This is a genomic window from Methylobacterium nonmethylotrophicum (assembly GCF_004745635.1).
Taxonomy (GTDB): domain Bacteria; phylum Pseudomonadota; class Alphaproteobacteria; order Rhizobiales; family Beijerinckiaceae; genus Methylobacterium; species Methylobacterium nonmethylotrophicum.
Map to the genome: position 1 here is coordinate 174,304 of NZ_SRLB01000014.1, position 22,887 is coordinate 197,190.

Annotated in this window: 23 protein-coding genes; 17 read left to right on the plus strand and 6 right to left on the minus strand. The window is 71.8% G+C overall.

The window, feature by feature from the left end:
- Positions 1–137 precede the first annotated feature (137 nt).
- Complete coding sequence (locus tag EU555_RS20075) at positions 138–929, minus strand: crotonase/enoyl-CoA hydratase family protein (protein WP_135416998.1); 792 nt, start codon at positions 927–929, stop codon at positions 138–140.
- A gap of 137 nt (positions 930–1,066) precedes the next feature.
- Here EU555_RS20075 and EU555_RS20080 point away from each other — a divergent pair, with 137 nt between their 5' ends.
- The 4 genes from EU555_RS20080 (at position 1,067) to EU555_RS20095 (ending at position 4,746) form a co-directional block, all read left to right on the plus strand.
- Positions 1,067–2,038 (plus strand): 3-hydroxyacyl-CoA dehydrogenase NAD-binding domain-containing protein, encoded by a 972-nt coding sequence (locus tag EU555_RS20080; RefSeq protein ID WP_135416999.1) that lies wholly within the window; start codon positions 1,067–1,069, stop codon positions 2,036–2,038.
- 133 nt (positions 2,039–2,171) lie between these two features.
- Positions 2,172–3,053: a beta-keto acid cleavage family enzyme gene (locus EU555_RS20085; RefSeq protein WP_135417000.1), complete on the plus strand. Its 882-nt coding sequence runs from the start codon at positions 2,172–2,174 to the stop codon at positions 3,051–3,053.
- A gap of 11 nt (positions 3,054–3,064) precedes the next feature.
- Entirely contained in the window at positions 3,065–4,285 is a 1,221-nt protein-coding gene (locus EU555_RS20090; protein WP_135417001.1) for an ABC transporter substrate-binding protein, read from the plus strand.
- Positions 4,282–4,746 (plus strand): DUF3237 domain-containing protein, encoded by a 465-nt coding sequence (locus EU555_RS20095; protein ID WP_135417002.1) that lies wholly within the window; start codon positions 4,282–4,284, stop codon positions 4,744–4,746. Before EU555_RS20090 ends, EU555_RS20095 begins: the two co-directional genes overlap by 4 nt.
- A gap of 64 nt (positions 4,747–4,810) precedes the next feature.
- On the opposite strand, the gene EU555_RS20100 is transcribed toward EU555_RS20095, so the two are convergent.
- On the minus strand, positions 4,811–5,839 hold the full coding sequence (locus tag EU555_RS20100; RefSeq protein ID WP_167858618.1) for a PAS domain-containing protein: 1,029 nt from the start codon (positions 5,837–5,839) through the stop codon (positions 4,811–4,813).
- Positions 5,840–6,482: 643 nt separating this feature from the next.
- Here EU555_RS20100 and EU555_RS20105 point away from each other — a divergent pair.
- Complete coding sequence (locus EU555_RS20105; protein ID WP_167858619.1) at positions 6,483–6,743, plus strand: hypothetical protein; 261 nt, start codon at positions 6,483–6,485, stop codon at positions 6,741–6,743.
- Positions 6,744–6,859: 116 nt separating this feature from the next.
- Positions 6,860–7,519, plus strand: coding sequence for a peptide-methionine (S)-S-oxide reductase MsrA (gene msrA, locus EU555_RS20110; protein WP_135417005.1), 660 nt, complete (start codon positions 6,860–6,862; stop codon positions 7,517–7,519).
- A gap of 43 nt (positions 7,520–7,562) precedes the next feature.
- On the opposite strand, the gene mepA is transcribed toward msrA, so the two are convergent.
- Positions 7,563–8,483, minus strand: coding sequence for a penicillin-insensitive murein endopeptidase (gene mepA, locus EU555_RS20115; protein WP_135417006.1), 921 nt, complete (start codon positions 8,481–8,483; stop codon positions 7,563–7,565).
- 195 nt (positions 8,484–8,678) lie between these two features.
- Between mepA and EU555_RS20120 the strand changes: the two genes are divergently transcribed.
- Positions 8,679–9,053 (plus strand): PRC-barrel domain-containing protein, encoded by a 375-nt coding sequence (locus EU555_RS20120; protein ID WP_167858620.1) that lies wholly within the window; start codon positions 8,679–8,681, stop codon positions 9,051–9,053.
- Positions 9,054–9,071: 18 nt separating this feature from the next.
- Here the strand turns inward: EU555_RS20120 and EU555_RS20125 are convergent, their stop codons facing one another.
- Together EU555_RS20125 and EU555_RS20130 are read right to left on the minus strand one after the other, a co-directional pair.
- Positions 9,072–9,437, minus strand: a complete 366-nt coding sequence (locus EU555_RS20125; RefSeq protein WP_135417008.1) for a hypothetical protein — start codon at positions 9,435–9,437, stop codon at positions 9,072–9,074.
- A 10-nt stretch (positions 9,438–9,447) separates the two neighbouring features.
- Entirely contained in the window at positions 9,448–9,861 is a 414-nt protein-coding gene (locus EU555_RS20130; RefSeq protein WP_135417009.1) for an EVE domain-containing protein, read from the minus strand.
- A 209-nt stretch (positions 9,862–10,070) separates the two neighbouring features.
- On the opposite strand from EU555_RS20130, the gene EU555_RS20135 reads away from it, so the two are divergent.
- Complete coding sequence (locus tag EU555_RS20135; RefSeq protein WP_135417010.1) at positions 10,071–10,697, plus strand: LysE family translocator; 627 nt, start codon at positions 10,071–10,073, stop codon at positions 10,695–10,697.
- Positions 10,698–10,766: 69 nt separating this feature from the next.
- Here the strand turns inward: EU555_RS20135 and secB are convergent, their stop codons facing one another.
- Complete coding sequence (gene secB, locus EU555_RS20140; RefSeq protein WP_135417011.1) at positions 10,767–11,264, minus strand: protein-export chaperone SecB; 498 nt, start codon at positions 11,262–11,264, stop codon at positions 10,767–10,769.
- A 459-nt stretch (positions 11,265–11,723) separates the two neighbouring features.
- Here secB and EU555_RS20145 point away from each other — a divergent pair, with 459 nt between their 5' ends.
- The 9 genes from EU555_RS20145 (at position 11,724) to EU555_RS20185 (ending at position 22,582) form a co-directional block, all read left to right on the plus strand.
- Entirely contained in the window at positions 11,724–12,443 is a 720-nt protein-coding gene (locus tag EU555_RS20145) for a Tim44/TimA family putative adaptor protein (protein ID WP_205820962.1), read from the plus strand.
- Positions 12,444–12,546: 103 nt separating this feature from the next.
- On the plus strand, positions 12,547–13,764 hold the full coding sequence (mltA, locus tag EU555_RS20150; protein ID WP_135417013.1) for a murein transglycosylase A: 1,218 nt from the start codon (positions 12,547–12,549) through the stop codon (positions 13,762–13,764).
- A complete protein-coding gene (locus EU555_RS20155; protein WP_425375135.1) occupies positions 13,761–14,417 on the plus strand; it encodes a Smr/MutS family protein in 657 nt (218 codons plus the stop codon). The genes mltA and EU555_RS20155 overlap by 4 nt, the downstream gene beginning before the upstream one ends.
- 546 nt (positions 14,418–14,963) lie before the next feature.
- A complete protein-coding gene (gene rho, locus EU555_RS20160) occupies positions 14,964–16,316 on the plus strand; it encodes a transcription termination factor Rho (RefSeq protein WP_425375136.1) in 1,353 nt (450 codons plus the stop codon).
- A gap of 546 nt (positions 16,317–16,862) precedes the next feature.
- Complete coding sequence (gene mnmE / locus EU555_RS20165; RefSeq protein WP_135417015.1) at positions 16,863–18,173, plus strand: tRNA uridine-5-carboxymethylaminomethyl(34) synthesis GTPase MnmE; 1,311 nt, start codon at positions 16,863–16,865, stop codon at positions 18,171–18,173.
- A gap of 98 nt (positions 18,174–18,271) precedes the next feature.
- A complete protein-coding gene (mnmG, locus tag EU555_RS20170; protein WP_135417016.1) occupies positions 18,272–20,155 on the plus strand; it encodes a tRNA uridine-5-carboxymethylaminomethyl(34) synthesis enzyme MnmG in 1,884 nt (627 codons plus the stop codon).
- Positions 20,152–20,793 (plus strand): 16S rRNA (guanine(527)-N(7))-methyltransferase RsmG, encoded by a 642-nt coding sequence (gene rsmG, locus EU555_RS20175; protein ID WP_135417017.1) that lies wholly within the window; start codon positions 20,152–20,154, stop codon positions 20,791–20,793. The genes mnmG and rsmG overlap by 4 nt, the downstream gene beginning before the upstream one ends.
- On the plus strand, positions 20,790–21,659 hold the full coding sequence (locus EU555_RS20180; RefSeq protein WP_245524393.1) for a ParA family protein: 870 nt from the start codon (positions 20,790–20,792) through the stop codon (positions 21,657–21,659). Before rsmG ends, EU555_RS20180 begins: the two co-directional genes overlap by 4 nt.
- 35 nt (positions 21,660–21,694) lie before the next feature.
- Entirely contained in the window at positions 21,695–22,582 is an 888-nt protein-coding gene (locus EU555_RS20185) for a ParB/RepB/Spo0J family partition protein (protein ID WP_135417018.1), read from the plus strand.
- The last annotated feature ends 305 nt before the right edge of the window (positions 22,583–22,887 follow it).

Consider the following 22,887-nt stretch of genomic DNA (forward strand, 5'->3'; position numbering starts at 1 on the left):
AACCGCGGATGGTGCCGAATGAGTCGGACGCGTTCCGCTCTATCCTCAACGTCTTGAGCGTCTGGCTTCCGGGCTCCGCTGCGCGGCCCCGGAATGACCCTGAGCGTGTGAGTATCCGGTGCGAGCAACTGCCCGCCCTACTCCCGCACCTTCTTCGCCCGCCCCTCCAGGAACTCCGCCAGCCGGCGCTTGGCCTCGGCGTCGCTCTGGGCCACCGCGGTCATCAGGGCCTCGGTGAGGTAGCCCGTCGCGGGATCGGCCTCGGCGATGCGCGGCAGGGCGTGGATCAGGGCGTAGTTGGTGAGCGGCGCGTTCTCGGCCGCCCGGGCGGCAAGCGCGATCGCCCGCTCCAGCCCCTCGTCCGGGGCGACGACGTAGTGCGACAGGCCGAGCCGCTCGCCGCTCTCGGCGTCGTGGACGCGGCCGGTCAGCATCATGTCGCGCATCCGCGAGACACCGATCAGCCGCGGCAGCCGCACCGAGGCGCCGCCGCCGACGAAGATGCCGCGCTGGCCCTCCGGCAGGGCGTAGAAGGCCGACTGCTCGGCCACCCGCAGATGGGCGGAGAGCGCCAGTTCCAGCCCGCCGCCGATCACCGCGCCTTTCAGCGCGGCCACCACCGGCACCCGGCCGAACTCGATCTCGTGGAAGGCCCGGTGCCACATCCGCGAGTGCAGCATGCCGGCGGGCGCGTCGCGCTCGGTCAGCTCCGCGAGGTCGAGGCCGGCGCAGAAATGCGGGCCTTCCGCGGCGATCACCAGGGCGCGCACGTCGTCCGGCAGGCCCCGGGCGATGCGCTCGAGCCCCAGCACCATGCCGTCGTCGAGGGCGTTGCGCTTGTGCGGGCGGTTCAGGGTCACGATCGCCACCGCGTCCCGCCGGGTGACGACCAGGGACTCGGTGCCGAGGCCCGACAGGTCCTCCGCCATATCGGCGCTCCTCCGATTCTCGCTCCGGCCTGTTCGCGCCGGATTGCCAAACCTGATTTGTAATGTGATATAACTATCTCAACGGGTCAATCGGGCGATAAGCCCTGACAGCAGGCCCGATCAGGGAGGGCGCCGCGATGGATGACGCGAGCCAATCGGCCTCGGGCTACCGCACGGCCATCGGACGGGTGGCGGTGATCGGCACCGGCGTCATCGGGGCGTCGTGGGTGTCGCAATTCCTCGCCCAAGGCCTCGACGTGACCGCCACCGATCCGGCCCCCGGCGCCGAGACGCGGCTTCGCGAGACGGTCGCCCGGCACTGGCCGGTCCTCGCGCAGATCGGCCTCGCCTCCGGCGCCTCGCCCGAGCGCCTGACCTTCGTGGCCGAGCCGGACGCGGCGGTGGAGGGTGCGGATTTCGTCCAGGAGAACGGTCCCGAGCGCCTGGAGATCAAGCGCGACACCTACCGGCGCCTCGATGCCGCGGCGCCCCCCGACGTGGTGCTGGCGACCAGTTCCTCGGGCCTCGCCCCGAGCGCGATCCAGGATGCCTGCCGGTATCCCGGCCGGGTGGTGCTCGGCCACCCCTTCAACCCGCCCCACCTGGTGCCGCTGGTCGAGGTCCTGGGCGGCCGGCAGACCGACGAGGGCGCGATCGCGGCCGCGATGACCTTCTACGTGCGCATCGGCAAGCAGCCGATCCGCCTGCGGCGCGAGATGGTCGGCCACGTCGCGAACCGCCTCCAGGCGGCGCTCTGGCGCGAGGCGTTCCACCTCGTCGGCACCGGCGCCGCGACGGTGGCCGACATCGATGCCGCCATCGCCCACGGGCCGGGCCTGCGCTGGGCCCTGATGGGCCCGTGCCTGCTCAACCACCTCTCCGGCGGCCCCGGGGGGCTCGCGCACACCCTCGACCATCTCGGGCCCTTGATGGAGGCGATGTGGGCCGATCTCGGCGACCCGCGCCTGACGCCCGAGCTGAAACAGACCCTGGTCCGGGGCCTCGGCGAGGCGCTGGCGGGGCGCGACCTCGACGCGATGGTGGCCGCGCGCGACCGGCTCCTCGTCGACCTCGTCCGGCGGAAGCGCGAGGCGCCGGAGCTGCCCTAGAGCACCGTCCGATCGCGCTGCCATCGGACGATGCTCTAGATCTTTGATTTTTCTGCATTTTCTTCGACGAACCGGCATCCACTTCGTCGGACAATGCTCTCACCCGACCCCCAACCGACCAAGGGAGGACAACATGGCCAAGGTGATCGTGACGGTGGCGCCGACGGGCGGCATGGCCTCGAAGGCGCAGAACCCCAACCTGCCGACCCAGCCGGAGGAGATCGCCGAGTCGGTGCACAAGTCCTGGAAGGAAGGGGCGGCGATCGCGGCGCTCCACGCCCGCCGGCCGGACGACGAGGCGACCTGCAACGACGGAATCTACCGGCGGATCAACGGACTGATCCGCGAGCGCTGCGACATCATCCTCAACAACTCGACCGGCGGCGGCTCGAGCGGCGACATGCTGGTGCCGCGCCCCGACGGGCTGTTCGAGTCGAGCTTCGAGGAGCGGCTGAAGGGCTGCGAGGCCGGGGCCGAGATGGCGACCTTCGACGGCATGACCTTCGCGGACGTGCATGGCGGCCGCGAGATCCTGGTGGTCACCACCCCGAGCCGCTGCGAGCTGCTCGCCAAGCGCATGCAGGAGCGCGGCATCAAGCCGGAATGGGAGGTCTTCGGGCCCCAGCACATCCTGCAGGACGTGACCCGGCTGATCGAGAAGGGCTACGACAAGCCGCCCTACTACATCAACATGGTGCTCGGCGCCGACAAGGGCTTCCAGGGCGCGATGCCCTACTCGCACGACATCCTGGCGGCGATGATCCGGATGCTGCCGCCGCAATCGATCTTCTGCGTCTCCGGCATCGGCCCGGCGCAGCTGCCGGCCACCACCCAGGCCATCCTGCTCGGCGGCCACGTCCGGGTCGGGCTCGAGGACAACAACTACTACGCACGCGGCCAGCTCGCGACCAACGAGCAGCTCGTCGCCCGCACGGTGCGGATCATCAAGGAGCTCAACCACGAGCCGGCGAGCCCGGCCGAGGCCCGGGAGATCCTCGGCCTCAAGGCCGCCTGAAGGAGGCATCGATGCGCGCTCTCCGCTCCGCCCTGCTCGCGGGCCTCCTCTCCCTCGCGCCCGCCGCAGGCCATGCGGAGGGCGCCGTCTCCGGCGATCGCGTCAAGATCGGCGTGCTCGCCGACATGTCGACCGCGATGGCGGACAATTACGGCACCGGCAGCGTCACCGCGGCGCGCCTCGCCGTCGAGGATTTCGGCGCCACCGTGCTGGGCAAGCCGATCGAGATCGTCTCGGCCGACCATCAGAGCCGGCCGGACGTGGCGAGCTCGCTCGCCCGGCGCTGGTACGACGTCGAGGGGGTCGACATGATCACCGACCTCGACAACTCGGCGATCTCGCTCGGCGTCCAGGCGCTGGCGCGTGAGAAGGGCCGGCTCGCCCTCATCACCGGCTCGGGCTCGACGGTGATCACCGGGGCGCAGTGCTCAGCCAACGGCGCGCTCTGGGTCATCGACACCTTTGCCCTCGCCCGCACCATCGCCAAGCCGCTGGTCGAATCGGGCGAGAAGAGCTGGTTCTACGTCGTCGCCGACATCACGCTCGGCAAATCCTTCGTCGCCGACGTGACGCCGGTGGTGACGAAGGGCGGCGGCAAGGTCGCGGGCCAGGTCTTCCACCCGCTGCTCTCGCCCGACCTGTCGTCGCAGATCCTGCAGGCGCAGGCCTCCGGCGCCGGGGTGATCGCGCTGTTCAACGTCGGCGGCGACGCCATCAACGCGGTCAAGCAGGCCTCCGAGTTCGGGGTGCTCGGGGGCAAGCAGAAGCTCGCCGGCTTCTACATGACGGCGGTCGACGTCCACGCGCTCGGCTTGAAGGTCGCGGGCGGCCTCTACCTGTCGGAGGCGTTCTACTGGGACCAGGACGAGGCGAGCCGCGCCTTCGCCAAGCGGTTCTACGACCGTCAGCGGGCGATGCCGAACAGCTACCAGGCCGGCGTCTACTCGGCGGTCACGCACTACCTCAAGGCCGTGAAGGCGGCCGGCACCGACTCGGCCGAGCCGGTGATGGCCAAGATGCGCGAGATGCCGATCGAGGACTTCATGACCAAGGCCGGGCGGCTGCGGCCGGACGGGCGGGTGATCCGCGACGTCTCGCTCTTCCGGGTCAAGCGCCCGGAGGAGTCGAAGGGGGAGTGGGACGTGATGGAGCGGGTCGCGACGCTGTCGGGCGACGACGCCTTCCGGCCGATCGAAGAGAGCGACTGCCCGCTGGTGCGGGGAAAGCCGTGACGCTCCCCGCTCCCATCCTGGAGCACGTCTTCGACGCCCGCATCGCGGTCGACGTGCCCTACGAGGTCGGCCCGACGGTCGCCGGCGCGCGGCGGGTCATCGCCATCACGGGCGGCACGGTCTCCGGGCCGGGCCTGTCCGGCCGTGTTCTGCCCGGCGGGGCCGACTACCAGACCATCGCGGAAGGCGGGCTCACCCGGCTGCACGCCCGCTACGTGATCGAGGCCGCGGACGGCGCCCGGATCTACGTCGAGAACACGGGCCTGCGCTTCGGGCCGCCGGAGGCGCTGGAGCGCCTGCGCCGGGGCGAGCCGGTCGATCCCGCGCTGATCTACTTCCGCACCGCGCCGCGATTCGAGACCGCGGCTCCGCACCTCGCCTGGATGCAGACCAGCCTGTTCGTCGCCACCGGGGCCCGGGCTCCGGATCACGTCGCCCTGAGCGTCTTCCGGGTGGCGTAACCCTGGGCCGGGACCCAAGGACGCCAAGACCAAAGGGGCGCCAGGACCACTGGGCGCCGGGACGTCACTCCGTTCGCGCCACCGCGACCGTGCCGTCGATCAGGGTGAAGACGATCCCGGCCTTCCGCAGGGCCGCGAGGACGTGGGGGCGCGAGCGGGAGGCCGGACCGTCGGCCTCCTCCTCGAGGCGCCGCACGGTGGAGAGCGACAGGCCGCTCGCCCGCGCGAGATCGTTCAGGGTCCAGTCGAGGAGGCCGCGGGCCGCCCGCAGGTGGCGGCCCTGGATCGCCTGTGCGAGGTGCGCCTGCCCGTCGTGCCCCTGTCCCGGCTCCCGCTGGCGCGGCAGGCTCGCCGGCGGGGCGGTCTCGGCTTCCAGCGGCGTGATCACGACAGTCCAGCACGCCGGATCGGCGTTCCCGTCGCGCAGGGGCACCATCGTCATGCGGAACGGCGCCACACCGCCGCCGGCGAGCCGCAGGGTCGGGGTGATGCTGAACGGTCTGCCGGCCGCGGCGAGGCGCAGCAGCTCCTCGCGCCAGCGCGGCCGCTCGTCGGGAGCGAACGGGCTGAGCCAGTTCCCCCGGATCTGCTCGCGGCTCAGGCCCACCAGGGCCAGGAACTCCGGGCCGTACTCGGTCAGCGGCAGCGTCGGCTCGGTGTAGATGAAGACCTGCGCCTGCCGTGCCAGGCTGGCCCGGCGGTGCTGCTCCATGCGGTGCATCTCGGCCAGGCGCTCGCGGTCGGTCACGTCGAGCAGCACGCCGGTCAGCGCGACCGGCCGCCCCTCGGCGCTGAAGAACACCTCGCCGCGGCTCACCACCGTGCGCGCCGTGCCGTCGGGCCGGATCAGGCGGACCGTATGACTGCCGAACAGGCCGGTCTGGACGATCTGGGCGGCGTCCTCGAGCACGTCGCGGTCCGCCGGATGGACGAGGCCGAGCAGGCGCTCGTAGCTCGCCGGCTCGCTCTCCGGCAGGCCGGGCAGGCGGTAGAGCCCGGACGACCAGACCTGCCGCCCGGTGGTGAAGTCCCAGCGCCAGGCCCCGGTCAGCCCGAACGCTTCGACGAGGCGCATGAAATCGTGCGACGACATGTCCACGGGGCGCATGTCCGCGGGGCGAAAGCCCGGGACGCCGGGGGCCCGGCGCGCGTTGCCGATCCGGTTGGTGCTCATCGGGCGCCCGCCCGCGCCTCGCGCTCCCGGTCGCGCGGGGTCCGGTGGCGCGTCTCACCGGACCGTTCCGGGCCGAGCCGCCGTCGCCCGCGGCAGCACGCCCCCCTTGCGCCCATCGCAATTCCGCTCTTCAAGGTAAAAATTCCTAACAAAACGTTCTTCACTGCGCTGCGAATACGGATACATGCCGCAGCGGCATGTCAATCTAATCCGATGAATACCTGTAAATCAACCGGACTGTCCACAATGCGACACCCGCCCGCTCCGGCAGCGCCGATCCTGGCCCGAGCCCGTGTCGGCCCCGACGCAGACCCGAGGAGTGCCACTCGGAGGAGGAGAGCCCGGACCGTACTGCCCAAGCATGATCCGGTGCGACTGCGGCACGGGGCAGCACCCCGCCCGGCGCGCTCCAGGGGAACAAGACGAAAATTCTCCCACGAACGTTACCGGCAGTAATTTTGTTCCATTCAGAGAAGAAAAATAGAAAACTACGTCTATTGCTGGCGGCCCGGTCCGCGACCTATCTAGACGCTTGGTGTTCCGGTCTCCGGAGCCGCGTGTCATGCCGGGTCTGACCATGCGTCCTGCCATTTTCGATCCGTTCGGCGAACGTCTGGACCTGCGGCCCGGGCAGGAGGCGGCCTGCGCCTCGGCGGCCCGCCGTCGCCCGGTCCGGACCCGTCGGATCGTCGGCGCCGTGCTGTTCTGGGCGCTGGCGGCCGGGCTGATCACGGCGCGCGGCGTGTTCTTCGATCCGAGCACCGCCTTCGGGCCCGACGCGCCGGCCCGCGTCGCAGCGACCCAGGCGCCGGTCCTGCGCTGAGCGGAAGAGCTCCCCTCCCCTTCAGGAACGGCCTCCGGCATCCCACATCACGGCGCGAGAGAGCCATCCAGAGCCTCCGGAGCCGCGAGGCTCCGTTTCGAGACCGGAGCGACCCGATGCTGTTCTTCCGCAAGCGCGCCGAGATGCCCGCCCCCGACCAGATCCTGCCGGGGCGGCCCGCCCCCCTGCCGACGGCGGAGCGGCACTTCGTCAACGGCCGCCCGCTCAAGGGCCCGTATCCGGACGGCACCGAGACGGTCGTGTTCGGCCTCGGCTGCTTCTGGGGTGCGGAGCGCAAGTTCTGGCAGCTCGGCGATGGCGTCTTCGTCACGGCAGTCGGCTACGCCGCCGGCACGACCCCGAACCCGACCTACGAGGAGGTCTGCTCCGGGCTGACCGGGCACAACGAGGTCGTGCTCGTCGCCTACGACCCGGCGGTGATCCCGTTCCAGACCCTCCTCAAGACCTTCTGGGAGAGCCACGACCCGACCCAGGGCATGCGCCAGGGCAACGACGTCGGCACGCAGTACCGCTCCGGCATCTACCTGCCCGACGCCGCCCGCCGGGCCGAGGCCGAGGCCTCGCGCGACACCTACGCCGCCGCCCTGAAGGCCCGGGGCTACGGCCCGATCACCACCGAGATCCGCGACGGCGGCCCGTTCTACTTCGCCGAGGAGTACCACCAGCAGTACCTGGCGAAGAACCCGGGCGGCTATTGCGGCCTGGGCGGCACCGGCGTGTCCTGCCCGATCGGGGTCGGCGTCGCGGCCGAGTAATCCTTCGCCGGGACCGGCCCCGGCCGGTCTCGGCGATCCCGTCTCAGCGCGCCTTCAGCACCGTGCGGCAGGCCTCCGGCAGCCCCGCCAGGGTCATCGGCGGGCGCGGCTTGCCGGGCGGGCGCGGCTTGGGGTTGAGCACCGCGTCCGAGAACCAGTAATCGAGCTCGGAGCCGCAGCCGTCGCCGCCCGGCGGCGGGTCCTGGTCGTGGCAGGCCGCGTCCCCGGCCGGGCATTCGAGCCGGATGTGGAAGTGGTAGTTGTGGCCGTAGATCGGCCGCACCTTGGTGAGCCAGCCGCGGTCGGACCCGGCCTCGCGGCAGAGCGCCAGCTTGATCGCCGGGTTGACGAAGATCCGCGCCACCTCCGGCTCGCGCGACACCATCTTGATCAGGCGCAGGTGCTCCGGCCGCCAGACCTCCGGGTCGATGTCGCGCCGGTCCGGCCGCACCACGTTGGTGGCCGACATCTCCTCGCGCTCGGCCCGGGTGAGGCGCCGGTCCGGCATCGGGGTCAGCCAGATGTCGGCGTCAAGGCCGAGCTGGTGCGAGGCGTGGCCGGTCAGCATCGGCCCGCCCCGGGGCTGGGACATGTCGCCGACGAGGAGGCCCGGCCAGCCCGCCTTGCGGGGCGCCTCCGTGGCGACTCTTTCCAGGAAGGCGACGAGCCGCGGGTGGCCCCAGTTCCGGTTGCGCGACAGGCGCATCACCTGCCAGGTGTCGCCGTCGATCGGCAGCGCCTGCGCCCCGGCCACGCAGCCGCGGGCATAGCCGCCGATCGCCTGCGGCGGCAGCGCCGCCGGCGTTGTGGCCCGGCCGAACAGGGCTTTCGCCGGCACGGAGGGGTCGTCCGGGTTGGCGAGCGGCGGCAGCGGCTTCGGGTTGAGGGTGCCGCGATCCTGCGCGAGGGCGGGAGCGGCGAGCGCGAGGAGGACCGTCAGGGCGGCGGCACGGCGAATCGGCATGGGCCGCAGGCTAGCGTCCCGATCGCGCAGGGGGAACCGCCCCGCTCATCCGCCATTCGCCGCAGAGAGGGGCCGGCGCTCGAGGGCCGTGCCCGGAACAGGCCCCGCCGCGGCAGCGTTGCCGGGGCAGAGGACGAACGATCCGGAGGATAGCCGATGACCACCGTCGCGCCGACCGTGGGCGACCGCTCCGACATGGGCAGCACCACCACGACCCAGACCAACGCGCTCATCGCCAGCGACCGCGTCGAGGGTACCGCCGTGCGGCGCCCGAACGGCGATTCCATCGGCCGCATCGAGCGCCTGATGATCGAGAAGGCCACCGGCAAGGTGGTCTATGCCGTGATGAGCTTCGGCGGCTTCCTCGGCATCGGCGAGGGCTACCACACCGTCCCGTGGTCGACCCTGCGCTTCGCGCCGGAGCTCGACGCCTACGTGCTCGACCTCACCGAGGAGCAGCTCCGCTCCGCCCCGCCGGCCTCGGCGGAGGGCAACGACCCCTCCTTCGACCGGAACTGGGAGGAGCACGTCCACCGCTACTTCAACGCGACGCCGTACTGGAGCATCTGAAGGCTCCCGGCGGGGGCGTCACGGCGCCTCCGCCGGCACGCCCGACAGGGCCCAGCGGCACAGGCTCGTCTCCTTGACCTTCAGGCAGTCATAGGCGGTGCCGCCCACCACCACCCGCTCGGCATTGCCCTCGACCCGGTCGCGGCCGATCCGGGTGCAGCCGAGATGGTCGGCCTTCGGGTCGGCGAGCCGCGCCTTGACCGCCGCCGGATCGCCCCCCGTCTCCGCCATCAGGAGGCGCAGGTTGGACAGGGCCCCGCAGGTCACGACCGGCTCGGGCGGCGCGGGCTTCGCCGGCGCGGCCGGCGCCTTCGCCCTCTGGGCGCCCGCCGGACACGCGAGCAGCGCGAGGACCAGCCCGGCACCGACGAGGTCGCGCCTCACGCGCGGCCCCTCATAAGCCCCCCAATCGGCGCACCAGCGCCCATTCGGCCTCCGTGACCGGCTGGACCGACAGGCGCGAATTGTTGACGAGCACCATCTCGCGCAAGGCCGGCTCCGCCTTGATCGCCTCCAGGCTCACCGGCCGGGGCAGGGCCGCGACCGCCTTGAGGTCCACCATGCCGAAGCGGCCGGTCTCGTCGGTGTGGTCGGGATAATAGGTGCGGATCACCTCGACGATGCCGACCACCGCCTTGCCCTCGTTCGAGTGGTAGAAGAAGCCCTGCTCGCCGAGCCTCATCGCCTCGAGATTCTTGCGGGCGACGTGGTTGCGCACCCCGTTCCAGGACGTCCCCGCCTCCCCGGCGGCGACCTGGTCGTCCCACGACCAGACCGAGGGCTCGGACTTGTAGAGCCAGTACGCCATCCCGTCGTCTTTCCTCTCGCCTCTCGCGCGGTCGCCTGCGGCCCCCATCGCCCGATCCGGGGGCGCGAGTCCAGGGGGAACGAGGCTGCCGTCCTGCGGTGGCCTGACCCAGGGTCCGGTGGCGGCCGGCGCGGGCGCTCCCGGCGCGAACCGGCATCCCGGAGGAGTTCGTGTATGGTCGCGCCACAGCGGCAGGGGGGGTGAGGCCGATGAGCGTGGACTGGACCTGGCTTCTCTCGGCGGGCGCCTTCGCGGTCGCCATGTCGGCCACGCCCGGGCCCAACAACACGATGGTGGTGGCCTCCGGGGCCACCTACGGCTTCGCCCGCACCCTGCCGCACATGCTCGGCATCGCGGCGGGTTTCCCGGTGATGCTGGTCGTCCTCGGCACCGCCGGCCTGCCGCTGCTGACCGACCTGCGCGTCCATGCGGTGCTCAGATGGGTCGGCGCCGCCTACCTGCTGTGGCTCGCCTGGAGGATCGCGCGCGCCGACCCGGACCCGGCCGAGCCGGCCGCCGAGGGGTCCATCAAGGCCGGCGGACGGCCCCTCGGATTCCTGCAGGCGGCCCTGTTCCAGTGGGTCAACCCGAAGGCCTGGATCATCGCCGCAGGCGCGCTCGCCACCTATACGGGAGCGGCCGAGGGTGCCTCGCTCACCGCGACGCTGCTGCTCGCCGTCCTGTTCGGGGTCGTCGCCCTGCCCTGCGTGGCCCTCTGGACGCTGATCGGCGTCGGCACCGCCCGGGTGCTCCGGACGCGGCGGGCCGTGCGGCAGTTCAACCTCGCCATGGCTGGGCTGCTGGTCGCGTCCCTGGTGCCGGCCCTGAGGGAGTAGGGGGCGCGACGAGGAGGAGACGGCCGCGTTTCCCGTGAAACACGGCCGTCCGGTGCGGGGGAAATCGCGTTACGCGATGCCGCCCTGGGCCTGGGCCTCGGCGGCCTTCTGGCGGTAGAGGCCGACGAAGTCGATCGGGTCGATGTAGAGCGGCGGGAAGCCGCCGTTGCGCACCGCGTCGGCGATGATCTGGCGGGCGAACGGGAACAGCAGCCGCGGGCACTCGATCATCACCGCCGGGTGCATCTGGTCCTGCGGGATGTTGCGCAGGCGGAAGATGCCCGCATAGGTCAGCTCGAACGCGAACAGCACCTCGGCGCCGATCTTGGCGTCGCCCTCGAGACGCAGGTCGACCTCGAAGTCCTCCTCGGCGAGCTGCCGGGCGTTGACGTTGACCTGGATGTTGATCTGCGGGCCCTGCTGCTGCGGCTGCAGGGAGCGCGGCGCGTTCGGGTTCTCGAAGGAGAGGTCCTTGGCGTACTGGGCCAGCGCGTTGAGGGTCGGCGTGAAGTCGTCGGGCTGCGCCGCGGCGCCACCGTTACCGTTCGGGACCGGGGAGTCGGCCATGGCGGAGGGTTCCTTCGAGGGCTGGACGTAACGACGAACCGCCGCACGCTGCCGCGAAAATCGGCGCGCGCGGCGGCGGCGTTGCCGCTATCATGCCCTTCACTTGCGAACAAGCGAGGCACCGATCATCCCTCCCGCCACCCTGACCCAGCGGCAGGACGGTCCCGGCCCGGAACGGTGCCCCCGTGCGGCGTCACAGCGCCCGGGCGCCTGGATACGACGGAGGCCCGGCCCCATATCAATGAGAGGCCCGCGGGTGCCGCCCGGACGCTTGCCTTGCCCCGGTCCCGGTGCCAAAGCCGCCGGGGGGCTGCGGACCGCCGAGGTTCGCGGCGCCGGGTGCCTGGTGTGTGGGTGCCGGATGTCCTGGTGCCGGACGTCTTGGTGCCACGTCTGTTGCAAGCTGTGCCGGGGCGGTCAGGGATGCTCCGCGTAGAAGCCGCCACGATCGGATCGATGATGCAGGATTCCCTCGACCTTACGACCCTCATCTTTCTCGGGCTTGCGGTCTTCGTGATCTGGAAGCTGCGCTCCGTCCTCGGCCAGAAGACCGGCAGCGAGCGGCCGCCGTTCAACCCGCTCGCGCGGCGCGAGGAGCCGCCGGCCGCCCCCCGCGACGGCGACAACGTCGTGCGGCTGCCGGGCGCGGGACCCGAGCGTGCCGCCGCCGCCCCCGTGGCGACCGCGGTGCCGCGCAACTGGAAGGGCGTGGTCGAGCCGAACTCGCCCGCCGCCCGCGGCCTCGACCTGATCCTGCAGCAGGAGCCGAATTTCGATCCCCGCGCCTTCACGGACGGCGCCAAGGTCGCCTACGAGACCATCGTGATCGCCTTCGCCAAGGGCGACCGCAAGACGCTCAAGACCTTGCTCTCCCGCGAGGTCGCCGACGGCTTCGAGCGGGCGATCCAGGGCCGCGAGCGCGCCGGCCAGACCGTTGAGACCACCTTCGTGTCGATCGACCGGGCCGAGATCGTCGGCGTCGACGTGCGTAACCGCGTCGCCCAAGTCACCGTCCGCTACCTCTCGAAGCTGATCACCGCCACCCGCGGGCCGCAGGGCCAGGTGGTGGATGGCAGCCCCGAGAAGGTCGTCGACGTCACCGACGTCTGGACCTTCGCCCGCACCCTCGGCAGCCGGGACCCGAACTGGCAGCTCGTCGCCACCGAGGCCGGGCACTGACGGCGCGGCGCCCGGCGGCTTGATCGGCCGCCGGCCCTCCGCGACGGTCCCGCCGCGAGACGCTCGGAACGCCACTTTCCCGGGGCCGGAGCCCGTCAAGCCCATGCCGCCGGCGCACGGCCCAATTCCCCTCGCACCACGCCCCGTCGCGATCCTGCTCGCCGCCTCCCTGCTCGCCGCCGCGCCCGGCCGTGCCGAGGAGAGCGCTCGCCTGCGGGTCGGCGAGGCTTTGCTCGAGCCCGTCCTCCTGAGCACCCTGCCGGGCTTCGCCGGTGACGACCTCGCGGCGTCCCTCGCGGTCTTCCGGGCGACCTGCGCCCGCCCCGCAGCCCCCGTCCTCGCCGAGGCGGTGCCCGGCGCCCCGGGCCAGGACCTCACCGCGGCCTGCGCCGCCGCGGCCGGCGTGACGCCGGCGGGGGCCCGCGCCTTCTTCGAGCAGCACTTCGTCGCCTACCGCATCCTGCGGCCGCACCGCGACGCCCCGGCGGAGCGCATCGCCGGCTTCCTCACCGGCTACTTCGAGCCCGAACTCGACGGCTCGCCGGTGCCGACGCCCGACTTCACCGTGCCGGCCCTTGCCCGTCCCGACGACCTCGTCTCCCTCGAGCCCGGCGAGACCCGGCCCGGCCTCGACCCCGCCCTCCGCGCCGCGCGCCGCGAGGGCGACGCCTTCCTGCCCTATCCGGACCGGGCGGCGATCGAGGACGGGGCGCTCGGATCCCGCGCCCGCCCGCTGGTCTGGCTGCGCGACGCCGTCGACCTCCTGGTGCTGCAGGTCCAGGGCTCCGGCCGGGTGCGCCTGCCCGACGGCCGCGCCTTGCGCCTCGCCTATGACGGCCGCAACGGCCGGCCCTACACCTCCGTGGCCCGCCTGATCGTCGCGAGCGGCCACCTGCCGCTCGAGGGGCTGACGCTCGCCCGCTGGACCGGCTGGCTGCGGGCCAACCCGGACGTCGCCCGCGACCTCATCCGCCGCAACGCCTCCTACGTCTTCTTCCGGGTCGACGACGGCGCCCCGGAGGCAGGCCCCCGCGGGGCGGCGGGCGTGCCGCTCACCGCCGGGCGGAGTCTGGCGGTCGACGCGACCCTGTGGCGCTACGGCCTGCCGTTCTGGCTCGACGGGACGATGCCGGACCCGGAGGGCGCCAGCACGCCCTTGCGCCGCCTGGTGGTGGCCCAGGATACCGGCTCGGCGATCCTCGGGCCGGCCCGCGGCGACCTCTATCTCGGCACCGGCGCCCGGGCGGGTGCGACCGCAGGCCTGCTGCGCAACCCCGCCCGCTTCGTGGTGCTGCTGCCGAAGCCCGGAGCCGCGCCGTGACCGAGCCGCGCCGCCCGCGGCGGATGCGCCGGCTCTCGTCCGAGGAGAGCCGGCTCTGGGCCGAGATCTCCCGCCTGATCACCCCCTTGCGCGGGCGGCCCTCCCCTCCCCCGCCGGAACCCGCGCCAACCGCCCCCGAGGCGCAGCCCGCGCGGCCGGGACCCCGCAAGGTCGCGTCCGCCAAAACCGTTCCGGTCAAGACCGTCTCAGCCAAGACGGTGGGGACCAAGATGGCGGGGACCAAGCTCGCGGCGGCCACGGCTCCGGCCGCCGTCGCGCCGAAGACCCCTCCCCCGGCGCCGGCCCTGCCGCCGCTCGCTCCCCTCGAGCGGCGGGTGCGCACCGGCCTGCGCCGCGGCTCCCGCAGCGTCGACGCGGTGATCGACCTGCACGGCCTGCGACAGGCCGAGGCCCACGCGACGCTGGTCGGCTTCCTGCACCGGTCCCGGGCGGCCGGGCACACGGTGGTGCTGGTCGTCACCGGCAAGGGCGGGAGCGGCGACGACCCTTACGCCGAGCGCGGCGTGCTGCGCCGCAGCGTTCCGCACTGGCTGCGCCTGCCGGAGCTGCGCGCCCTGGTCCTCGGCTTCGAGGAGGCCGCCCACCATCACGGTGGCGGCGGAGCCCTGTATATTCGCCTGCGACGGCGCTGACGGCACCGCCCGATCGCCTGTGAACCCGGCAGGCCTGCCGTCGTCGCCAGCAAAGCCAAGCAAGCCGCTCAGCGTCCCGTTGCATTCCTGCCTATATGCCTATTTCTTCATCTCAGGCGGTCACGTCGCGCACATGTAATCAGCGATAGAGTGATCTGAGGCCGTGGTATCTCGGCTTTACCGCGAGGAGTCGCGGCGGTTAAAACCCTCCATATGTTAATGCGTGGCGGGGACGACTGCGCCGATAGTCCGGGCGTGCTTCGGGCGCGGCGAGGGCATCGGCGCCGGGCTCCTCCCTCTCCTCCACCGCCGCGATGCCTGTCGCTCCCCACTTTTCCCCACCGGGGACTTGAGTCGACGACGAGGACCCGCTACACAAAGTCGTTCCCTCCTTCATCGTCACGTCACGTCGCATCCAGGGCCGGTCCGGCTCCTCCTCGCGACCTCCGGGACAATCAGGCGACGACTTCGCGACCGGTGCCCGCCTCGGCCACCCCGTTGCTCCCGCTCAACGCCGCGTCCTGCGGCGGACGGACCTCTCCCCCCATGACGCCCCCCAGCCTCGCCCCCGCACCCCGATATCCCATGATCGAAGACGCCCTCGCCCCGACCGAGACCCTGGCCGCCCCCGCGATGCGCGAGGTGAAGCTCCAGGACCTCAAGTCGAAGACGCCGACCGAGCTCCTGACCTTCGCCGAGGAGGTCGAGGTCGAGAACGCCTCGACCATGCGCAAGCAGGAGCTGATGTTCGCGATCCTGAAGCAGCTCGCTGCCAAGGACGTCGAGATCATCGGCGCCGGCACGGTCGAGGTACTGCAGGACGGCTTCGGCTTCCTGCGCTCCTCCGACTCGAACTACCTGCCGGGTCCCGACGACATCTACATCTCGCCGACGCAGATCCGCCGCTTCGGCCTGCGCACCGGCGACACCGTCGAGGGACCGATCCGCGGCCCGAAGGACGGCGAGCGCTACTTCGCGCTGCTCAAGGTCAACACCATCAATTTCGAGAACCCGGACAAGATCAAGCACAAGGTCCACTTCGACAACCTGACGCCGCTGTTTCCCACGCAGCGCTTCAAGCTCGAACTGTCGGAGCCGACCCGCAAGGACTTCTCGCCCCGGATCATCGACATCGTCGCGCCGATCGGCAAGGGCCAGCGCGCCCTGATCGTGGCGCCGCCGCGCACCGGCAAGACGGTGCTGATGCAGAACATCGCCCAGTCGATCACCCTGAACCACCCCGAGTGCTACCTCATCGTCCTGCTCATCGACGAGCGGCCCGAGGAGGTCACCGACATGCAGCGCTCGGTGAAGGGTGAGGTGATCGCCTCGACCTTCGACGAGCCGGCGACCCGCCACGTCCAGGTCGCCGAGATGGTGATCGAGAAGGCCAAGCGCCTGGTCGAGCACGGCCGCGACGTCGTGATCCTCCTCGACTCGATCACGCGGCTCGGCCGCGCCTACAACACCGTCGTGCCGTCCTCCGGCAAGGTGCTGACCGGCGGCGTCGACGCCAACGCCCTGCAGCGGCCCAAGCGCTTCTTCGGCGCCGCCCGCAACATCGAGGAGGGCGGCTCGCTGACCATCATCGCGACCGCCCTGATCGATACCGGCTCGCGCATGGACGAGGTGATCTTCGAGGAGTTCAAGGGCACCGGCAACTCCGAGATCATCCTGGACCGCAAGGTCTCCGACAAGCGCATCTTCCCGGCGATCGACATCACCCGCTCCGGCACCCGCAAGGAGGAACTGCTGGTCCCGCCGGACGCACTCAAGAAGACCTATGTGCTCCGCCGCATCCTCAACCCGATGGGCGTCACCGACGCGATCGAGTTCCTGCTCGACAAGCTGCGCCAGACCAAGAGCAACGGCGACTTCTTCGACTCGATGAACACCTGACGCGATCCTCGGTCGCGGTCGGTCGATCCCTGCGCGGCGCCCCTCCCGGGGCGCCGTTCGCATGTGGGGTCCCTGCCAGGCCTCGATCCTGCCCGGTCGGGGGCGAACGGGATCGCTGCGTCGCGCACGCCAGGACACTTCTCCCCTCTCCCACCCGCAAACCTCGTCCCGAGATGCCCAGGGCAATGGGCCTCGAAGGAGGGCTCCACCGGGCACCGAGATGTCTGATGCCCTCCTTCGAGGCCGCTCCCGCGCGGCGATCCTCGATCGCCGGTCACCTCGGGATGAGGGCGCGGGCCGGACACGATCCTGCAGCCGGCAGGCGGACGGACCGATGATGGGCGGCCCGCTGGGGCCATCGTCCATGCGGATCCGTCTCCCTCCCGGATGAACGCCGCCGCATCGATCGCCATCCCGTTCGGATCACGTCGACCTCGCCCGGCCCGCATGTCCCTGCCCCACGGTCGGCATCGCCCCCGGATCCATGCTAGCGACGTCGCGCGAGGGCCGCCCCGGCCCGCTCTCCTGCCCGCGATCCCTCACCCGATGCTCTCCTCCGACACCATCTTCGCGCCCGCCACGGGCTCCGGTCGCACCGCCGTCGCCGTCGTGCGGATCAGCGGTCCCGGCGCCGGACCGGCCCTCGCGGCGCTGATCCGTGCGCCGTTGCCCCCGGCGCGGCGCCTGTCACTGCGCACCCTGCGCGAGCCGGCGAGCGGCGAACTCCTCGATCACGCCCTAGTCGCGTGGCTGCCCGGTCCCGGCACCGCCACCGGCGAGGACATGGCGGAGCTGCATCTCCATGGCGGTCCGGCGGTGCGGGCTGCCGTGCTGCGCTGCCTCGGCGGGTTCCCGGGTCTCGTGCCGGCGGAACCGGGAGCGTTCACCCGACGGGCCTTCCTCAACGGACGCATGGACCTGACCGCCGTCGAGGGTCTGGCCGACCTGATCGACGCCGAGACCGAGGCACAGCGACGCCAGGCCGTGCGACAGCTCGACGGAGCCCTCGGCCGGGCTGTGGAGGGCTGGCGCGCCGTGCTGCTCGACGTGCTGGCAGGAACCGAGGCCGCCCTCGACTTCTCCGACGAGGGCGACGTCGACGACGAGGTCCTGACCGCAGCAGGGCGCGACGCCGCCGCAGGAGTGCGCGACGCGATCCGAATGGCGCTCGCCGACGATCGACGGGGCGAACGCCTGCGGGACGGCGTCACGGTCGTGCTCGCCGGGCCGCCCAATGCCGGCAAGTCCACCCTGCTCAATGCGCTCGCCCGCCGCGACGTCGCGATCGTCTCGGAGATGCCCGGAACCACGCGGGACGCGATCGAGGTGCGCTGCGACCTCGGCGGATTGCCGGTCCTGCTCGTGGATACGGCGGGGCTCCGCGACAGTGCCGACGCGATCGAGGCGGAGGGCGTGGCGCGAAGCCGCCGCCGCATCGACCAAGCCGATCTGGTGCTCTGGCTGTGCGAGCCCGGCGGTGCCGCACCCCCTCCCCTGCCGGTCCCGGTTCTGACGGTCGCAACCAAGGGCGACCTGCCGGCGGCGGCCTCGGACGGGTTGACGATCTCGGCGCGGACCGGCTTCGGACTGGATCGGCTGCTCGGCGAGATCGAGCGCTTTGCCCAGGGCGCGCTCGGTGCCGGGGACGCGCTCGTGACCCGCGAGCGGCAACGGCTGGCGCTCGAACGCTGCCTCCACCACCTCGACCGGGTCGTCGCGCACGGCGTGACCCTGCCGGCCGAGCTGGTAGCGGAGGATCTGCGTCTCGCCGTCCGCGCGCTCGGGGAGGTCGCCGGACGCGTCGGGGTGGAGGAGATGCTCGACCGCCTCTTCGCCAGCTTCTGCATCGGCAAGTAGGCAAGCCGGTCGGCATCCGCGGATGGGGTTTTCACGTGAAACGTCGCCTGGGACGCGCGCGCGATTGACGCCGGCACCGCGCCGCTCCTAATCACACCATGCCATCGGACGATTCTCTCCCCTTCGACGTCATCGTCGTCGGCGGGGGCCATGCGGGCGCCGAGGCGGCCGCCGCCGCTGCCCGCTACGGCGCCCGCACCGCCCTCGTCACCCACCGCCGCGACACGCTCGGGGCGATGTCCTGCAACCCGGCCATCGGGGGACTCGGCAAGGGCCACCTCGTGCGTGAGGTCGATGCTCTCGACGGGCTGATGGGCCGGGTCGCCGACCGCGCCGGCATCCAGTTCCGCCTGCTCAACCGCCGCAAGGGCCCGGCGGTACGGGGTCCGCGCACGCAGGCCGACCGCAAGCTCTATGCCCATGCGATGCAGGCGGCGCTCGCCGTGACGCCGAACCTGACGATCGTCGAAGGCGAGGTCGCGGATCTGACGATCGTGGACGGGCGGATCGCCGGGGCTTTGCTCGCCGACGGCCGCACCCTGCCCTGCCGCGCCGCGGTGCTCACCACCGGCACCTTCCTGCGCGGCCTGATCCATATCGGCGAGGTCACGACCCCGGCCGGGCGGATCGGAGAAGCGCCGGCCCTCGGCCTGTCCGCGACCCTCGACCGCCACGGCTTCGCTCTCGGGCGGCTGAAGACCGGCACGCCACCGCGCCTCGACGGCCGCACCATCGACTGGCGGGGAATCGACCGGCAGGCCGCCGACGACGAGCCGGTGCCGTTCTCGACCCTGACCGCGCGCATCACCACGCCGCAGATCGAGTGCGGCGTCACCCGCACGGGCCGGGCGGTCCACGACCTGATCCGCGCCAACCTGCACCGCTCGGCGATGTATTCCGGCGGCATCACCAGCCGAGGGCCGCGCTACTGCCCGTCGATCGAGGACAAGGTGGTGCGCTTCGGCGACCGCGACGGCCACCAGATCTTCCTTGAACCCGAGGGGCTCGACGACCCGACGGTCTACCCGAACGGCATCTCGACCTCCCTGCCGGAGGAGGTGCAGCACGGCATCGTCCGCCTGCTGCCGGGCTGTGAGCGGGCGGTGATCCTGCGGCCCGGCTACGCCATCGAGTACGATTACGTCGATCCGCGCGAACTCGACCCGACGCTGCAGACCCGGCGCGTTGCCGGCCTGTTCCTGGCGGGGCAGATCAACGGCACCACTGGCTACGAGGAGGCGGCCGGCCAGGGTCTCGTCGCCGGGCTCAACGCCGCCCGCCTCGCCGGGGCTGCGGACCTCGCGGTGTTCGACCGGGCCGAGTCCTATATCGGCGTGATGATCGACGACCTCGTCACCCACGGGGTCAGCGAGCCCTACCGGATGTTCACCTCGCGCTCCGAGTACCGGCTCAGCCTGCGGGTCGACAATGCCGACGAGCGCCTGACCGGACGTGGCATCGCTCTCGGCTGCGTCTCCGCGGCCCGGGCCGCCCACGATGCCGCCCGGCGCGGGGCCCTGAACGACGCCCGGCAGCGGCTCGACGCCCTGAGCCTCACGCCGAGCCAGGCCGAGCGCCACGGCATCACCCTCAACCGCGACGGGATCCGCCGCTCTGCGTTCCAGCTCCTCTCCTATCCGGAGATCACCTGGGAGCAGCTCGCGGCCGTGTGGCCGGACCTGCGGGACATCCCCCCTGCCCTCGCCGACCGGCTCTGCACCGATGCGACCTACGCGGTCTATCTCGACCGCCAGCGGGCGGACATCGCGGCGTTCCGGCGCGACGAGGCCGTATCCCTGCCGCCGCATCTCGACTATGCCGGCATTGCCGGGCTCTCGAACGAGCTGCGGCTGAAGCTCGACAAGGTCCGGCCCCTCACCCTCGGCCAGGCCGCCCGGATCGAAGGCGTCACTCCGGCCGCCCTCACGCTGCTGGCGGCTCATGCCCGACGGGGCGCTCCGGTACAGGCGCCGGCGGAATGAGAACCAACGCTCCCGGCCGCGACGCCGTCCTGCGCGAATCCGCCGTTTCACGTGAAACAGCCGACGCCCTCGACCTCTACGTCGCCCAGCTCACCCGCTGGCAAGCGATCAAGAATCTCGTCGGCCCCTCCACCCTGGCCGAGGTCTGGACCCGCCACATCGCCGATTCGCTGCAGCTCCTCGCCCTGGCCCCCGACGCGACCCGGTGGCTCGATCTCGGCAGCGGCGCCGGCATCCCCGGCTTGATCCTGGCGATCGCCGGGCGCGGGCGCCCGGGCTTTCGCGTCGACCTCGTCGAGAGCAACGGCCGCAAGGGCGCTTTCCTGCAGGAAACGGCGCGCCTCACCGGCGCGCCCGCCCGTGTCCACGTCGCCCGGATCGAGACGGTGATCGCACGCTTCGATGACGCGCAGATCGTGACGGCGCGCGCCCTCGCGCCCCTGTCCCAGCTCCTCTCCTGGACCGCGCCGCTGTTGAAAAACGGCGCCACCGGGCTTTTTCCGAAAGGGCGTGATGTCTCAACCGAATTGACCGAGGCCGGCGAAAGGTGGAAGTTCGAGGCGGATCTGATCCCGAGCCGGACCGATTCTGAGGCCAGAATCGTCCGCGTCTCCAGCGTGAGCGGCCTTCTCCCATGATCGCGGAACCCCAAGAGGCGCAGGCCGGCTCCCCTGTGGCGCAGGCGAGCGGCAGCCCGCGGCCCCTGCGCATCATCGCGCTCGCCAACCAGAAGGGGGGCGTCGGCAAGACCACGACGGCGATCAATCTCGGCACCGCGCTTGCGGCGATCGGCGAGCACGTTCTGATCGTCGATCTCGACCCGCAGGGCAACGCCTCGACCGGCCTCGGGATCGACCGGCGCCAGCGCCGCCTGTCGACCTACGACGTGCTCGCCGGCGAGGCGACCCTGAACGAGGCGGTGCAGGCCACGGCGGTGCCGCGGCTGTCGCTGGTGCCCTCGACCATGGACCTGCTCGGCCTCGAGATGGCGATGGCGAGCGCGGCCGACCGGGCGCAGCGCCTGCGCCGCGCCCTCGGGCCGCTCGAGCGGGACGATGCATCCGGGGAGCAGCGTTTCACCTACGTGCTGATCGACTGCCCGCCCTCGCTCAACCTGCTCACCCTCAACGCGCTGGCGGCGGCGCACGCGGTGCTGGTGCCGCTGCAATGCGAGTTCTTCGCCCTGGAGGGCCTGAGCCAGCTCCTGCGCACCGTCGAGCAGGTCAAGGGCGCGCTCAATCCGCGCTTGGCGATCCAGGGCGTGGTGCTGACGATGTTCGACCCGCGCAACAACCTGTCGGCGCAGGTGGTGGCGGACGTGCGCGCGTTCATGGGCGACAAGGTCTACGAGACCATGATCCCCCGCAACGTGCGCGTCTCCGAAGCGCCGTCGCACGGCAAGCCGGTGCTGCTCTACGATCTCAAATGCGCCGGCTCGCAGGCCTATCTGCGCCTCGCCTCCGAGATCATCCAGCGTGAGGGCCGCCTGCCGGCGGCCGCCTGAACCGCCGTGACGGAGTCAATGTGAGGATGAAGGGTATGGCGGAAGAGGGAGCGAGGCCACGCCTCGGGCGTGGCCTCGCGGCGCTGATCGGCGATTTCGGCGAGGAGACCCCGGCCGTCACCGAGAAGGCGAAGGCCGCACAGCGGCGGGTGCCGATCGAGTTCCTGCGGCCGAATCCCCGCAACCCGCGCCGCCACTTCGCCGAGGCCGAGCTCGAGGAGCTGTCGGCCTCGATCCGCACCCGCGGTGTGATCCAGCCGATCGTGGTGCGGGCGCTGGCCAACGTGCCGGACGCATTCGAGATCGTCGCCGGCGAGCGGCGCTGGCGGGCGGCGCAGCGGGCGGGCCTGCACGACGTGCCGGTGGTGGTGGTCGAAATCGACGACCGCACCTCCCTCGAATACGCGATCCTGGAGAACGTCCAGCGCGCCGACCTCAACGCCATCGAGGAGGCGGCGGGCTACGAGCGGCTGATGAGCGAGTTCCGCTACACCCAGACCGAACTCGCGGAAATCATCGGCAAGAGCCGCAGCCATCTCGCCAACACCCTGCGGCTGCTCCAGCTGCCGCCGGGCGTCCAGGACCACGTGATTGCCGGCACCCTCACCGCCGGCCATGCCCGGGCGCTCCTCTCCGTCAAGGACCCGGAGGGCGTCGCCCGCCGAGTGATCGAGGACGGCATGACGGTGCGCGAGGTCGAGGCCCTGGCGGCCGGCGAGCAGACCGGCACCGGCCCGCGCCCCGGTCGGCCGCGCAAGGCCGCAGTCGAGAAGGACGCGGATACCCGCGCCCTCGAGCGGCGCCTGGAGGACGCGCTCGGCGTCGCGGTGTCGATCGAGGCCAGGGGCGGCGGCGGCGAGGTGCGGCTGCGCTACGCGAGCCTCGAGCAGCTCGACGGGCTGTGCCGGCGCCTGGAGATGTAGCGGGCGTTATTTCGGCTGCGGTCCCATTCGCGCCCTCATCGTGAGGTGCTGGGCGATCGGAGATCGCGCAGCCTCGAAGGAGGGCTCCAGGGATCGCACAGACTTCTGGAGCCCTCCTTCGAGGCCCGGCGATCGAGTCGGCCGTGAAGAACGGCTAAATCGTTGGAAGATCGCGCGGATTGGTTATGCACACGTCTTCGCGCGTGCAAGGGCTTGGCGTGGGTCAGTGGGTTTCCTTGCAAATTGCACGCGCGGCGAGGGCGTGATTCCCTGCTCCTGACGACGGGAGCGGGAGACGGGGCATG